This window comes from Pseudomonas sp. 43A, from assembly GCF_013363935.1.
Classification (GTDB): domain Bacteria; phylum Pseudomonadota; class Gammaproteobacteria; order Pseudomonadales; family Pseudomonadaceae; genus Aquipseudomonas; species Aquipseudomonas crudilactis.
Window position 1 is genome coordinate 4,626,271 of record NZ_CP054880.1, and the last position, 13,455, is coordinate 4,639,725.

The window sequence follows — 13,455 nt, forward strand, 5'->3', positions numbered from 1 at the left end:
CAAGCGTTAAGCGGCAAGCCATAACGCGACTATTGAGCTTTATCAATCAATCGACCTCAAAAATCAACTTAACAAATATATCTTCCAGCGAGACACTCCAACCATTCGGCTAGCCAGCCGCCCGCAAATAATAAAAGAGGTGCATATGGCAGGTTTCGACAAGCGCGTGAGTTCCTACGAGGAAGCCCTCGCCGGGCTTGAGGACGGCATGACAGTCATCGCCGGCGGCTTCGGTCTGTGCGGCATTCCGGAAAACCTGATCGCCGAGATCAAACGCAAAGGCACCCGCGACCTCACCGTCGTCTCCAACAACTGCGGCGTCGACGGTTTTGGCCTCGGCGTGCTGCTCACCGATCGCCAGATCAGTAAAGTCATCGCCTCCTACGTCGGCGAAAACAAGCTGTTCGAAGAGCAACTGCTCAAGGGCGACATCGAAGTCATCCTGACCCCGCAAGGCACCCTCGCCGAGAAAATGCGCGCGGGCGGCGCCGGTATTCCGGCCTTCTTCACCGCCACCGGCGTCGGCACACCGGTCGCCGAAGGCAAGGAAGTGCGTGAATTCAAAGGTCGCAAGTACCTGATGGAAGAATCCATCACCGGCGACTTCGCCATCGTCAAAGGCTGGAAAGCCGACCACTTCGGCAACGTCATCTATCGTCACACCGCGCAGAACTTCAACCCGCTGGCCGCCACCGCCGGCAAGATCACCGTGGTTGAAGTCGAAGAAATCGTCGAACCCGGCGAACTCGACCCCTCGCAGATCCATACCCCGGGCATCTACGTCGATCGGGTCATTTGCGGCACGTTCGAAAAACGCATCGAACAGCGCACCATCCGCAAATAATTCAGGCTGACGGAGAACAACAACATGGCACTTACCCGCGAACAAATGGCTCAGCGCGTCGCCCGCGAAATGCAGGACGGCTTTTATGTGAACCTCGGCATCGGCATTCCGACCCTGGTCGCCAACTACATTCCAGAAGGCATGGAAGTCATGCTGCAATCGGAAAACGGCCTGCTCGGCATGGGCCCTTTCCCGACTGAAGACACCATTGATGCCGACATGATCAACGCCGGTAAACAGACCGTGACCGCGCGCATCGGCGCGTCGATTTTCAACTCCGCCGAGTCCTTTGCGATGATTCGCGGCGGCCATGTCGACCTGACCGTGCTCGGCGCGTTCGAAGTCGACGTCGAAGGCAACATCGCTTCATGGATGATCCCCGGCAAACTGGTCAAGGGCATGGGCGGTGCAATGGATCTGGTGGCCGGCGCCGACAACATAATCGTCATCATGACCCACGCATCGAAGGACGGTGAGTCCAAGCTGCTCGCCAAATGCAGCCTGCCGCTGACCGGCGCCGGCTGCATCAAACGCGTACTGACCGACCTCGCCTACCTCGAGATCGAAAATGGCGCTTTTGTCCTCAAGGAACGCGCACCTGGCGTCAGCGTCGAGGAAATCGTCGCCAAAACCGCTGGTAAACTGATCGTCCCGGATCACGTACCGGAAATGCAGTTCGCTGCCCAGTGAGGAATTCGAAAATGCAAGACGTCGTAATTGTTGCCGCCACGCGTACCGCGATCGGCAGTTTCCAAGGCTCGCTGGCCAGCGTGTCCGCCGTTGATCTGGGCGCGGCGGTGATCCGCCAGTTGCTCGAGCAGACCGGTCTGGACGGTGCGCAGGTCGATGAAGTGATCATGGGCCAGGTGTTGACCGCCGGCGCCGGCCAGAACCCGGCGCGCCAGTCGGCGATCAAGGCTGGCTTGCCCCACGCCGTGCCGGCGCTGACCCTGAACAAGGTCTGCGGTTCGGGCCTGAAAGCACTGCACCTCGGCGCACAGGCGATTCGTTGTGGCGACGCTGAGGTGATTATTGCCGGCGGCCAGGAAAACATGAGCCTGTCCAACTATGTGATGCCGGGCGCACGCACCGGTCTGCGCATGGGCCACGCGCAAATCGTCGACACCATGATCAGCGACGGTCTGTGGGATGCGTTCAACGATTACCACATGGGCATCACTGCCGAGAATCTGGTCGACAAGTACGACATCAGCCGCGAGCAGCAGGACGCCTTTGCGGCAGCCTCGCAGCAGAAAGCCGCCGCCGCGATTGAGGCCGGTCGCTTTGTCGATGAGATCACGCCGATCCTGATCCCGCAGCGCAAAGGCGATCCGGTGGCGTTCAAGGTTGACGAACAGCCACGTGGCGACACCACTGCCGAATCCCTGGCGAAACTGCGTCCGGCGTTCAAAAAGGACGGCAGCGTTACTGCGGGCAACGCCTCGTCGCTGAACGACGGCGCCGCCGCCGTGATTCTGATGAGCGCGGAAAAAGCCAAATCCCTCGGCTTGCCTGTGCTGGCGAAAATCGCCGCCTATGCCAACGCAGGCGTCGATCCGGCGATCATGGGCATCGGCCCGGTATCGGCGACCCGCCGCTGCCTGGACAAGGCTGGCTGGAACATTGGCCAACTCGACCTGATCGAAGCCAACGAAGCCTTCGCCGCACAATCGCTGGCGGTGGCCAAGGATCTGCAATGGGATCTGGACAAGGTCAACGTCAACGGCGGCGCCATCGCGCTGGGCCATCCGATCGGTGCCTCGGGTTGCCGCGTGTTGGTGACCCTGCTGCATGAAATGATCAAGCGTGATGCGAAAAAGGGTCTGGCGACCCTGTGCATCGGCGGCGGTCAGGGTGTGGCACTGGCGCTGGAACGCGCATAACCAAGAGTTCAACAGCGCACGGAGGATCCACGACATCCGCCGTGCGCTGGCAACAAAAAACCCGGTGCGACTTGCGTTGCATCGGGTGTTTTTTTGCCTGTTCGAAATGTGCTTTGAATGTGGCGGCCCCTTCGCGAGCAGGCTAGCTCCCACAAGGGAACGCATTTCAAAATGTGGGAGCGAGCTTGCTCGCGAAGGGGCCCGCCCGGTCAGCGAAAATCTATGGCTTGCGCAGCAAATACGTATCCATGATCCACCCATGCTCCGCCCGCGCAGCCTTGCGCACCCGCTCGATCTCCTCCGCGACATCCGCCAGCCTGCCGCTGATCAGAATCTCGTCCGGCGTGCCCAGGTAGGCACCCCAGTAGATCTCGGTCTGCTGATCGGCAACCTGATGATAGGAATCCTCGGCATCCAGCATCACCACCAGACTGTCCGTATCACTCACCTGCCCGGCCGCCAAACGCCGACCGGTGGTGATTTCGATCGAGTGACCGATCGTGTTCAACGGCACCTTATGCTGCGCCGCCAGCGCCTGAACACTGGTGATCCCGGGGATCACCTCAAACTCGAAGGCACACGTGCCCGAGGCCAGAATCGCCTGGAGGATGCGCACGGTGCTGTCGTACAGCGCAGGGTCGCCCCACACCAGAAAACCGCCGCACTGGCCGTCAGACAATTCGTCATTGATCAGGCGTTCGAAGGTCTGCTGCTTGGCACGGTTCAGGTCATCGACACTGGCCGTGTAGTCGACATCGCCGCGTTCGCGTTCCGGGCTGTGGGCTTCGACGAAGCGATAGTCAGGATCGTCGATGTAGCGCTCACAGATCTCACGGCGCAAGTCGATCAGCTTGTCCTTGCTCTGGCCTTTATCCATCAGAAAAAACACGTCGACCTGATTCAGCGCCTTCACCGCCTGCATCGTGATGTAGTCGGGATTACCCGCGCCGATGCCGATCACCAGTAGCTGTTTCATCGAAGTGCTCCTTTAATGTCGAGGCCCGGCAAACGCAAACGCCAGCGCCCGGTGTAGCGTAGTTCGACCATCGACAACGGTTCGACATCAATGTCATGAAACGCCGCGCCGCTCATCGCGTGGTTCAGCGCAGCACGAATGACAAACGGATGCGTCACCGCCACCACTTGTCCGGGCGTGGCTTGCAGACTGGTCAGCCATATCGACACGCGCTCGCACAACTGCGCCACCGACTCCCCGCCGTGGGGGGTTGCGTGGGAATCTTCCAGCCAGGCATGCAGCCCGGCGGCTTCCGAGCGTTGCAGATCCTTGATCGAAGTCCCGTGCCAGCGTCCCCAGTCACAATCGCGCAGCGCCTCGTCGATCTGAGCATCCACGCCAAACCACGCCGCCGTCTGGCGAGCGCGTAATTCCGGCGCACAAATCAAGCGTCGCGCGGCGTCGAAACGCTCAGCCAGTGCACCTGACGCCAAGTCGATATTTTCAACAGGCTCGTTCGTAGGAAAACACGCCAATTTCTGTGCGACGGTTCGCGCATGGCAGATCAATGTCAAACGAGTGGTCTGCACAGGCATCGCTCCGGTAGGCCTTCATGAAAATCAACGACGCAAAGCCGCTCTGTGGGCAATTGTGCCGTAAACCGAGGGTTGCGGGGCGGCCGGATAGCCACCGGCAAAAACCGGCGACGGCAGGAATACGGCAATATCTGACACTGTTGTGGGCAATGGACTACAAATCCGATCGAATTACGTGTAGCCCTTGTTACACGGGCACCGCGCCTCATTTTGGCGCCGTTTCAACACGCTGAAAAATTCACTAGACATGTAACGTCAGTTACATAAATACTGTTTTAACGGATTATGAAGCGAATTCAACACCCTCCATCCAGCAGGAGCCCGGATGCCCCCTCTCAGAGACCTGATCACCGATCCCGGCCTGGATCTTACGCCGTCGGAGCGCAAAGTCGTTCGCGCCTTGCTGGATCAGTACCCACGCAACGGTCTGGGGCCGATGGCGCGGCTGGCCGAACACGCCGGCGTCAGCGATCCGACCATTGTGCGGCTGGTGAAAAAACTCGGCTTCGGCGGTTATGCCGAATTCCAGGATGCACTGCTCAGCGACATGGACCACCGCCTGCGCTCGCCGCGCACGTTGTTGCAACCGCGCGCCCATCAGCACAAGGACGACGCCTGGAGCCACTATCTGGGCGACAGCCATCGCCTGCTGGTCGAAACCCAATCGCTGACCCAACCCGAAGACGTGCGCATTCTCACCGACTGGCTGCTCGATGCCCGGCATCAGGTGTATTGCTTCGGCGGGCGCTTCAGCAGTCTGATGGCCACCTACCTGCTCAATCACCTGCGCCTGCTGCGGCCCGGCTGCTTTGCCCTGGAAGATAACGCGCAACTGCCTGATCGGTTGTTTGATCTGCAACGTCAGGACGTCGTGCTGGTGTTCGATTACCGCCGCTATCAGACCCAGGCGCTGCGGGTCGCCAGTGCGGCGAAAAACAACAACGCGCGGGTGGTGCTGTTCACCGATATCTATGCCTCGCCGCTGCGCGAACTGGCCGACCTGATCATCAGCGCGCCGGTGGAATCGGCCTCGCCGTTCGACACCATGGTGCCGGCGCTGGCTCAGGTCGAAGCACTGATCGCCTGCCTGACCTTGCGCACCGAAAACCTCGCCGATCGCCTGGAAGGCATCGATGCGCTGCGCAACGACTTCAACACCCACCTGCTGGAGGATAAATAAGGATGTTCAGCCTTCCCCACCGCTCGCCGCGGGACTTGCCGTTTGTCACCGATCACACCGCGCTGTTGCTGGTGGACATGCAGCGTGCCTGGCTCGAACCGCAGTTCGACGCGCACCTCAACGGGCCTGACGCCGAGTATTTTCTGACCCGCGCGCACATGCAGGTGGTGCCCAACCAACGTCGCCTGCTCAGCGCTTTTCGCGAAGCGCGGCAGAACGTGCTGCACACCATTATCGAAAGCCTTACGGCTGATGGCCGCGACCGCTCGCTCGACCACAAACTCTCGGACATGCACTTGCCCAAAGGCAGCGCGCAGGCCAGGATCATTGATGACCTGACACCGGTGGAAAACGAAATCGTCCTGCCGAAGACGTCATCGGGCGTCTTCAACTCGACCAACATCGACTACGTGCTGCGCAACCTCGAAACCCGCCATTTGATCATCGCCGGCATCGTCACCGACCAATGCGTCGACATGGCCGTGCGCGACGCTGCTGATCGCGGCTATCTGGTCACGCTGGTCGAGGACGCCTGCGCCACCTACAGCGCCGAACGCCATCACGCCTGCCTGAATGCGATCAAGGGTTACTGCTGGATTACCGACACCGACACCGTGCTCGCCCGCCTGCAGGAGATGCAGCCATGAGCACGCGCCTGACGCCGCTGCCGATGACCACCCTGGTCACCACCGACCTGATCGGCATTACCCGGGGCCGCTCGTTCCCCACCGATGAGCTTGAGCATTATCAAGCGGCGGGTTGCGGCTGGGTGCCGGCCAACAGCGCGTTGACGCCGCAGGACATCATCGCCTCGACCAATCCATGGGGCGCTTATGGCGACCTGCGGTTGATTCCCGATCTGGGCAGCCGCGTCACCGTCGGCAACGGCCCGGACGCCAACGCGCCGGCGCTGGATTTTATCCACGGCGATATTCGCGAAACCGATGGCCGTCCGTGGGGCGCCTGCCCGCGCACGCTGTTGCGCGACGAAATCGAGCGTTATCGCGATGAACTGGGCTTGCAGGTCAACGCCGCGTTCGAACACGAGTTCAACCTGCACGCCGGTTTCGCCGAGCATCTGGCGTTCTCCCTCGAGGCCCAGCGTCAGGGCGCCGAGTTCGGCGGCTGGCTGCTCAGCGCCTTGCGCGCCGGCGGTGTCGAGCCGGAAATGTTTCTGCCGGAATACGGCAAGCACCAATACGAAATCACCTGCCGTCCGACGCTCGGCGTGGCGGCGGCGGATCGCGCCGTCAATGTGCGCGAGATCACCCGCGAGATCGCCCGGCAAATGGGTCTGGACTTGAGCTTTGCGCCGAAAACCGCCGCCGACGCGGTGTGCAACGGCGTGCACCTGCACGTCAGCCTGCTCGATCTGGCCGGTGTGCCGATGCTCTACGACGCTGGCACCAGCAATGGTCTGTCGAGCCTCGGCCAGCATTGGGCGGCGGGGATCCTGCATTACTTGCCGGCGCTGTGTGCGTTTACCGCGCCGACGCCGGTGTCGTACGAGCGCTTGCAGCCGCATCACTGGAGCGCGTCCTACGCCTGTCTCGGCCAACAGAACCGCGAGGCGGCGCTGCGCATCTGCCCGACCGTGACCCTCGGCGGCAAATCCGTGGCCAACCAGTTCAACCTCGAATTCCGCGCCATGGACGCCACTGCCTCGCCGCATCTGGCCATGGCTGCACTGCTGATCGCCGGGCGACTGGGTATCGAACAACGCCTAGCGCTGAACGCGATCACCGATGAAATTCCCGATTCACTCAACGACGAGCAACGCCAGGCCCGGGGCATCGTTGCCCTGCCCGCCTCGCTGGCCCAGGCGCTGGATTGCCTGCGCAACAGTGGCGCCTTCGCCGAATGGCTGCCCAAGCCGCTGCTCGACACCTATTACGCCCTGAAAACCGAGGAACTGGCGCTGACGGAACAGCTCTCGCCCGCTGACTTGTGTGAGCAATATGCACGCCTGTACTGAATCCGCCGAGCTGGGGTTGTACACCCGACCGGCCTACAACCTGAGCCGCGAAGATTCGACGCACCCGTTGATTCTGGTGTGCGAACACGCCAGCCGCTACATCCCCGACGCCCTGAACAACCTGGGCCTGGACGATGCCGCCGCGCGCGAACACATCGCTTGGGACATTGGCGCCCTGCAACTGGCCGAGCAGTTATCGGAAATGCTCGGCGTCACCCTGTTGAGCGCCAACTATTCGCGCCTGCTGATCGATTTGAATCGGCCCCGCCACGCCCCGGACAGCATTCCGGCGCAGAGCGAGATTTATCAAGTGCCGGGCAACCGCGAGCTGGCTGAAGCCACCCGCGAATACCGCCGCCAGACCCTGTTCAAGCCGTTTCACGCGCGCTTGCAAACCCTGATCGACGAGCGTGTTGCAAAGGGCCTAGCGGTACGTGTGGTGGGGATTCACAGTTTCACCCCGGTGTATTACGGCCAGCCTCGACCGCTGGAAGCCGGTGTGCTGTTCGGTCAGGCCAAGGCTTACGCGCAACGCCTGCTCGACGGTCTCGGCGAGCATCCGCTGATAGTGGCCGGCAATCAGCCGTACAAGATCGATCCGCTGGGCGACATGACCGTGCCGGTGCACGGCGATGCCCGAGGCCTCGACTCGGTGCTGATCGAGGTGCGCAACGATTTGCTGCGCAGCCCCGAAGCCGTATCGCGCTGGGCCGGATACCTCGCGCCATTGCTGTAATGAATGAAAGACTGCTGACGCTGTAAACGATGGACCGATAACAACTAAAACGACCGACTGGCTGACAAGGAGTTGCGCTTCATGGAAATTGAAGAATTCGGCTACAAGCAAGAGTTGAAACGTAGCCTGACGCTGACCGACCTGGTGGTGTACGGGATGATCTTCATGATCCCCATCGCCCCGTTCGGGGTGTACGGCTACGTCAACGCCGAGGCGCCGGGGATGGTGCCGCTGGCCTACGTCATCGGCATGGTGGCGATGCTGTTTACCGCGTTGAGCTACGGCAGCATGGCCAAGGCTTTTCCGATCGCAGGTTCGGTGTATTCCTATGCGCAGCGCGGCCTCAATCAACACGTCGGCTTTATCGCCGGTTGGCTGATGCTGCTCGATTACCTGCTGATTCCGCCACTGCTCTACGTCTACGCGGCGATGGCGCTCAACCATTTGTACCCGGACATTCCGAAAGTCGGCTTTATTCTGGCGTTCCTGGTCAGCGCGACCTTCGTCAACCTGCGCGGCATCACCTTCACCGCTCGGATGAACATCATCTTCCTGCTGGCGCAACTGGTGGTGCTGGGCATTTTCCTGTTCTACGCCTGGAATGCCCTGCACAACGGTGGCGGTAACGGCGAGCTGACCCTGGCGCCGCTGTATCACGCGGAAACCTTCAACTTCGCCCTGCTGATGCAAGCGGTGTCGATTGCGGTGCTGTCGTTCCTCGGCTTCGATGCGATCTCGACGCTCGCCGAAGAAATCAAGGGCGATCCGGGCAAGAGCGTCGGCAAAGCCGCACTGATCACCCTGGTAGTCATGGGGGTGATTTTCGTTGCACAAACCTGGATCGCCACCGATCTGGCGGCAGGCATGGGCTTCAAATCCGCCGACACCGCGTTCTATGAAATTGCCGAAATTGCCGCCGGCAGTTGGCTGGCGACCCTGACCGCTGTCGCCACGGCGCTGGCCTGGGGCGTGGCTGTGGCAATCACCTCGCAAGCCGCCGTCTCGCGTCTGCTGTTCGGCATGGCCCGCGACGGCAAACTGCCGAAAGTGCTGGCCAAGGTGCACCCGAAACACAACACGCCGTACCTGAGCATTTACCTAGTGGCGGTGCTGTCGCTGGTGATCTGCTACCTGTTCATCAATTCGGTCGACACCCTGACCTCGCTGGTCAACTTCGGCGCGCTCAGCGGTTTCATGCTGCTGCACCTGACAGTGATCAACTACTACTGGCGTCGGCAAAAGTCCGGTCAGGTCGTGCGTCACCTGATCTGCCCGGTGATCGGTTTCATCATCGTCGCGGCCATCATGTACAACATGGGCGTCGATGCGCAGAAACTCGGCCTGATCTGGATTGCTCTGGGTCTGGTGTACCTGTTCTTCCTCAACAAACTCGGCGCCAGCACCGCGCTGCCCGACCCGAGCAAAGGCTGACAAGAAAAAGAGCGGCGTCTGACAACAAATCAGGCGACCGCCGATTTATCGCGTGGAAACCGACAGTGATAGTCAGGTTCGGCGACTTTGCCGAACCTTTTGATACAGGAGTACATCCATGCTGGTCTTACGCCCAGTCGAGCAGACTGACCTGCCCCAGCTACAACAATTGGCCCGCGACAGTCTGGTGGGCGTGACCTCCCTGCCGGACGACAGCGAGCGCCTGCGCGCGAAAATCGCCGGTTCCTGTGCCTCCTTCGCCAGCGCGGCAGAGGCTAACGGCCCGGAGAACTACTTCTTCGTGCTGGAAGACCTCGACAGCCAACGGCTGCTCGGCTGCTCGGAAATTCTCGCGACGGCGGGCTTCGACGAGCCTTTCTACAGCCTGCGCAACCGCCACTTCACCAGTGCGTCCCGCGAGCTGAACATCGAACACGGCGTGCCAGCGCTGTCGCTGTGCCACGACCTCAACGACCACACGCTGCTGCGCGGCTTTCACATCGACGCCAATCTGGTGCGCACGCCATTTTCCGAGTTGCTGTCTCGGGCGCGCCTGCTGTTCATCGCCGCTCATGCACCGCGCTTTGCCGAGGCGGTGATTACCGAAATCGTCGGTTACAGCGACGAGGCCGGCAATTCACCGTTCTGGGATGCGCTGGGCAAGCATTTCTTTGACCTGCCCTACGCGGAAGCCGAACGCCTGTGCGGGCTGCAGAGCCGCACGTTTCTCGCCGAACTGATGCCGCAATACCCGATCTACGTGCCGATGCTGCCGCAAGCTGCACAGGACTGCATCGGGCGCATCCACCCGGATGGCCAGGAAGCGTTCGACATCCTTGAGCGTGAAGGCTTCGAAACCAACAGCTACATCGACCTGTTCGACGCCGGCCCGACCCTGTATGCGCGTACCGCCAATATCCGTTCGATCGCCCGCAGCCAGACCGCAACGGTGCAGCAACGACCACAGATCGATTCCCGTGGCCGTTACCTGCTGAGCAATGACGCGCTGCACGGCTTTCGCGCGATCATGGCCGAACTCGATTTCCAACCCGATCAACCGCTGTCCCTCACCCCTGCAATGTGTGCGGCGCTGAACGTGACCGATGGCAGCCCGATCCGGCTGATTGCCCTGTGAAACCCGCGCGGTTGCGCAGTCAACGACAGTGCCCGAACAGGCGCGCAGAAGGAGATACAGCATGATTGTCCGCCCGGTCAAAGTCAGCGACCTGCCAGCCTTGATGGCGCTGGTGCAACAGGCAGGCCCGGGGTTCACCACCCTGCCGGCCAACGAAGATCGCCTGTCCCACCGGGTTCGTTGGGCACAACGGGCGTTTGCCGAACAGGTGGAACGTGCCGATGCGGACTATCTGTTTGTGCTCGAAGACGACGACATGCGTGTAGTCGGCGTCAGCGCATTGGCCGGTGCGGTCGGCCTGCGCGAGCCCTGGTACAACTATCGGGTCGGGTTGACCGTGAGTTCGGCACCGGATCTGGGTATTCAACGGCAGATCCCGACGCTGTTCCTCAACAACGAACTGACTGGCCAATCGGAGCTGTGCTCATTGTTTCTTGGCCATGATCAGCGCCACGGCAGCAATGGCCGTTTGTTGTCACTGGGGCGTTTGCTGTTCGTTGCCGAATTCCCGCACCTGTTCGGCGAGAAGATGATTGCCGAACTGCGCGGCAGTGCCGATGAACACGGTTGTTCGCCGTTCTGGGACAGTCTGGGCCGGCATTTCTTTCAGATGGACTTCAGCCATGCCGATCACTTGTCGGGCCTTGGCAACAAATCGTTCATCGCCGAACTGATGCCGCGCCAGCCGCTGTATACCTGCATGCTCACCGAACAAGCCCAGGCGGCGATCGGCCAGGCACACCCGAATACCGAGCCGGCGCTGAAGATCCTCCAGGCCGAAGGCTTTACCCACAAAGGCTACATCGACATCTTCGACGGCGGCCCGGTGATCGAAGCGCCGGTGCGCAATATCCGCACCGTGCGCGAGAGCGTTGAGCTGACCCTGAGCCTCGGCAGCCCGGATGAACAGGCACCGCTGTGGCTGATTCACAACCGGCGCCTGGAAAACTGCCGCATCACCGTCGCCCGCGCCCGTCGGGTCGGCAGCAGCCTGGTGATCGACCGCCTCACCGCCAAGCGCCTGCAACTGCAACCGGGCAATTCGGTGCGTGCGGCGATGCTGCCCAATCAACAGCAACAGGCGGTGGCGGCCTGACGGTCATCACCGCAAAAAGGTAAATCCTTTCAGCAAAAGAGTCCGCGACAACCTGTCCCTTGCAAATTCGTCATGATCCTTGACCCATTCGCGTGATAGCCTTTTCATTCTTCGGCGTTGACACCTTTGTTCAAGCCTTTCCATTCCTTTGTATTGGTGGAACTCGTATGACCAGGCTTTCCCATCAAGATTTGCGCGGTAACTTCCGTCAACTGCTGGCTTCCGACACCTGCTACCACACGGCTTCGGTGTTCGATCCGATGTCCGCGCGCATTGCCGCTGACCTGGGTTTTGAAGTGGGGATCCTCGGCGGTTCCGTGGCCTCTTTGCAGGTACTCGGTGCCCCGGACTTTGCCCTGATCACCCTCAGCGAGTTCGCCGAACAGGCCACCCGCATCGGCCGCGTCGCCCAATTGCCAGTGATCGCCGACGCCGACCACGGCTACGGCAACGCCCTCAACGTGATGCGCACCATCGTCGAACTGGAACGCGCCGGGGTCGCCGCCCTGACCATCGAAGACACCTTGCTGCCGGCCCAATTCGGCCGCAAATCCACCGACTTGATCACCGTTGCCGAGGGCGTCGGCAAGATCCGCGCGGCACTGGAAGCCCGGGTTGATACGGAAATGGCGATCATCGCCCGTACCAATGCCGGCATCCTGCCGAATCAGGAAATCATCAGCCGCACTCGCCAGTATCAGGCGGCCGGCGCTGACGGCATCTGCATGGTCGGGATTCAGGATTTCGATCAGCTCGAGCAAATCGCCGAACACCTGACCGTGCCACTGATGCTGGTGACCTACGGCAACCCGGCGCTGCGCGATGACAAACGTCTGGCCGAACTCGGTGTGCGTGTGACCATTGATGGCCATGGCGCTTACTTTGCAGCGATCAAAGCGACGTACGACAGCCTGCGCGAGCAGCGGCAGATCTTTACCCAGGCGTCCGACCTGAGCGCGACCGAGTTGACGCACACTTATACCCAACCGGAGGAATACATTCTCTGGGCCAAGGAATACATGAGCGTCAAGGAGTGATGGGTTGGCCGGGCTGACGCCATCGCGATCAGGCTCACTCCTACAATTGATCAGTGTTGAACACAAATACTGTTTGCACTGAAGATCTACTGTAGGAGTGAGCCTGCTCGCGATAGCAACAGCCGCTACACCGCTAAACCGGCGTCTTGTAAGCCTCTTCCCGCTGCACCGCCCGCGCCTGAATCACATTCAGAATCGCACAGCCCTCGCGCATCAACAGATGCACCGCACTGGTCACCCGCGTCAGATCACAATCGGAAATGCCTTTGAGGTTGAGGCTGGCAAAGGTGTCGGCCAGATCGCGCACGACCACAAACCGGTGCATCGCACAGACGGCCATGTCGCTGAGTTCTGAGTGGGTATTGAGGAAGAGCACCGGGGATTCGGCGTCGTAGGTGTCGATGGGGAGGAAGCGGGGCATTACTTGGTCGGTCATAGAGTTCACTCCAAATAGGGGTCAGGTGCTGTATTCGACCGGCCAAGATCGTCGCAGATTTTTCTGCGAGCCGAGACTATAAGAGCCGCGCTCAACGGCCGCAATGAGCGCTTCTGTCGGACTTTTCGGTATTTTTTGTACGCCGTTCGCG

Annotated in this window: 14 protein-coding genes; 11 read left to right on the forward strand and 3 right to left on the reverse strand. The window is 60.9% G+C overall.

Annotated elements, in window-relative coordinates; genetic code table 11:
- The first annotated feature begins 145 nt into the window (after positions 1–145).
- Genes HUW52_RS20225 through HUW52_RS20235 form a run of 3 tightly spaced genes read left to right on the forward strand, consistent with a single transcriptional unit; the run spans position 146 to position 2,727 of the window.
- The gene (locus HUW52_RS20225; protein WP_016983257.1) at positions 146–844 is read left to right on the forward strand and encodes a CoA transferase subunit A; all 699 of its coding nucleotides are present in this window, start codon (positions 146–148) and stop codon (positions 842–844) included.
- A gap of 24 nt (positions 845–868) precedes the next feature.
- A complete protein-coding gene (locus HUW52_RS20230) occupies positions 869–1,534 on the forward strand; it encodes a CoA transferase subunit B (protein WP_122599988.1) in 666 nt (221 codons plus the stop codon).
- Positions 1,535–1,545: 11 nt separating this feature from the next.
- Positions 1,546–2,727, forward strand: coding sequence for an acetyl-CoA C-acetyltransferase (locus HUW52_RS20235; protein ID WP_175554700.1), 1,182 nt, complete (start codon positions 1,546–1,548; stop codon positions 2,725–2,727).
- 220 nt (positions 2,728–2,947) lie between these two features.
- Here HUW52_RS20235 and cobF read toward each other — a convergent pair whose 3' ends face one another.
- Both cobF and HUW52_RS20245 read right to left on the reverse strand, forming a co-directional pair.
- Positions 2,948–3,703, reverse strand: coding sequence for a precorrin-6A synthase (deacetylating) (gene cobF / locus HUW52_RS20240; protein WP_175554701.1), 756 nt, complete (start codon positions 3,701–3,703; stop codon positions 2,948–2,950).
- The gene (locus HUW52_RS20245; RefSeq protein ID WP_175554702.1) at positions 3,700–4,272 is read right to left on the reverse strand and encodes a histidine phosphatase family protein; all 573 of its coding nucleotides are present in this window, start codon (positions 4,270–4,272) and stop codon (positions 3,700–3,702) included. Before HUW52_RS20245 ends, cobF begins: the two co-directional genes overlap by 4 nt.
- A 331-nt stretch (positions 4,273–4,603) precedes the next feature.
- On the opposite strand from HUW52_RS20245, the gene HUW52_RS20250 reads away from it, so the two are divergent.
- The 8 genes from HUW52_RS20250 to HUW52_RS20285 all read left to right on the forward strand — a co-directional run bounded on the left by HUW52_RS20250 (position 4,604) and on the right by HUW52_RS20285 (position 12,868).
- Entirely contained in the window at positions 4,604–5,458 is an 855-nt protein-coding gene (locus HUW52_RS20250) for a MurR/RpiR family transcriptional regulator (protein WP_016983252.1), read from the forward strand.
- A gap of 2 nt (positions 5,459–5,460) precedes the next feature.
- A complete protein-coding gene (locus HUW52_RS20255) occupies positions 5,461–6,105 on the forward strand; it encodes an isochorismatase family cysteine hydrolase (protein ID WP_175554703.1) in 645 nt (214 codons plus the stop codon).
- Positions 6,102–7,433, forward strand: coding sequence for a glutamine synthetase (locus HUW52_RS20260; RefSeq protein ID WP_175554704.1), 1,332 nt, complete (start codon positions 6,102–6,104; stop codon positions 7,431–7,433). Before HUW52_RS20255 ends, HUW52_RS20260 begins: the two co-directional genes overlap by 4 nt.
- Positions 7,417–8,169, forward strand: a complete 753-nt coding sequence (locus HUW52_RS20265; protein WP_175554705.1) for an N-formylglutamate amidohydrolase — start codon at positions 7,417–7,419, stop codon at positions 8,167–8,169. Before HUW52_RS20260 ends, HUW52_RS20265 begins: the two co-directional genes overlap by 17 nt.
- An 81-nt stretch (positions 8,170–8,250) precedes the next feature.
- Positions 8,251–9,600, forward strand: coding sequence for an APC family permease (locus HUW52_RS20270; RefSeq protein ID WP_016983248.1), 1,350 nt, complete (start codon positions 8,251–8,253; stop codon positions 9,598–9,600).
- A gap of 118 nt (positions 9,601–9,718) precedes the next feature.
- Positions 9,719–10,735 (forward strand): arginine N-succinyltransferase, encoded by a 1,017-nt coding sequence (locus HUW52_RS20275; protein ID WP_175554706.1) that lies wholly within the window; start codon positions 9,719–9,721, stop codon positions 10,733–10,735.
- Between the two features lie 61 nt (positions 10,736–10,796).
- On the forward strand, positions 10,797–11,831 hold the full coding sequence (astA, locus tag HUW52_RS20280; protein WP_016983246.1) for an arginine N-succinyltransferase: 1,035 nt from the start codon (positions 10,797–10,799) through the stop codon (positions 11,829–11,831).
- Between the two features lie 167 nt (positions 11,832–11,998).
- Positions 11,999–12,868: an oxaloacetate decarboxylase gene (locus tag HUW52_RS20285; RefSeq protein WP_175554707.1), complete on the forward strand. Its 870-nt coding sequence runs from the start codon at positions 11,999–12,001 to the stop codon at positions 12,866–12,868.
- A gap of 133 nt (positions 12,869–13,001) precedes the next feature.
- On the opposite strand, the gene HUW52_RS20290 is transcribed toward HUW52_RS20285, so the two are convergent.
- On the reverse strand, positions 13,002–13,304 hold the full coding sequence (locus tag HUW52_RS20290; RefSeq protein WP_175554708.1) for a hypothetical protein: 303 nt from the start codon (positions 13,302–13,304) through the stop codon (positions 13,002–13,004).
- Positions 13,305–13,455: the final 151 nt, after the last annotated feature.

Bases quoted from the DNA above. Each gene is read 5' to 3' on its own strand.
- HUW52_RS20265 (WP_175554705.1), top strand. From the start codon at position 7,417: ATGCACGCCTGTACTGAATCCGCCGAGCTGGGGTTGTACACCCGACCG.
- HUW52_RS20290 (WP_175554708.1), bottom strand. From the start codon at position 13,304: ATGACCGACCAAGTAATGCCCCGCTTCCTCCCCATCGACACCTACGAC.
- HUW52_RS20250 (WP_016983252.1), top strand. From the start codon at position 4,604: ATGCCCCCTCTCAGAGACCTGATCACCGATCCCGGCCTGGATCTTACG.
- HUW52_RS20285 (WP_175554707.1), top strand. From the start codon at position 11,999: ATGACCAGGCTTTCCCATCAAGATTTGCGCGGTAACTTCCGTCAACTG.
- HUW52_RS20230 (WP_122599988.1), top strand. From the start codon at position 869: ATGGCACTTACCCGCGAACAAATGGCTCAGCGCGTCGCCCGCGAAATG.
- astA (WP_016983246.1), top strand. From the start codon at position 10,797: ATGATTGTCCGCCCGGTCAAAGTCAGCGACCTGCCAGCCTTGATGGCG.
- HUW52_RS20255 (WP_175554703.1), top strand. From the start codon at position 5,461: ATGTTCAGCCTTCCCCACCGCTCGCCGCGGGACTTGCCGTTTGTCACC.
- HUW52_RS20260 (WP_175554704.1), top strand. From the start codon at position 6,102: ATGAGCACGCGCCTGACGCCGCTGCCGATGACCACCCTGGTCACCACC.
- HUW52_RS20270 (WP_016983248.1), top strand. From the start codon at position 8,251: ATGGAAATTGAAGAATTCGGCTACAAGCAAGAGTTGAAACGTAGCCTG.
- HUW52_RS20225 (WP_016983257.1), top strand. From the start codon at position 146: ATGGCAGGTTTCGACAAGCGCGTGAGTTCCTACGAGGAAGCCCTCGCC.
- cobF (WP_175554701.1), bottom strand. From the start codon at position 3,703: ATGAAACAGCTACTGGTGATCGGCATCGGCGCGGGTAATCCCGACTAC.
- HUW52_RS20275 (WP_175554706.1), top strand. From the start codon at position 9,719: ATGCTGGTCTTACGCCCAGTCGAGCAGACTGACCTGCCCCAGCTACAA.
- HUW52_RS20235 (WP_175554700.1), top strand. From the start codon at position 1,546: ATGCAAGACGTCGTAATTGTTGCCGCCACGCGTACCGCGATCGGCAGT.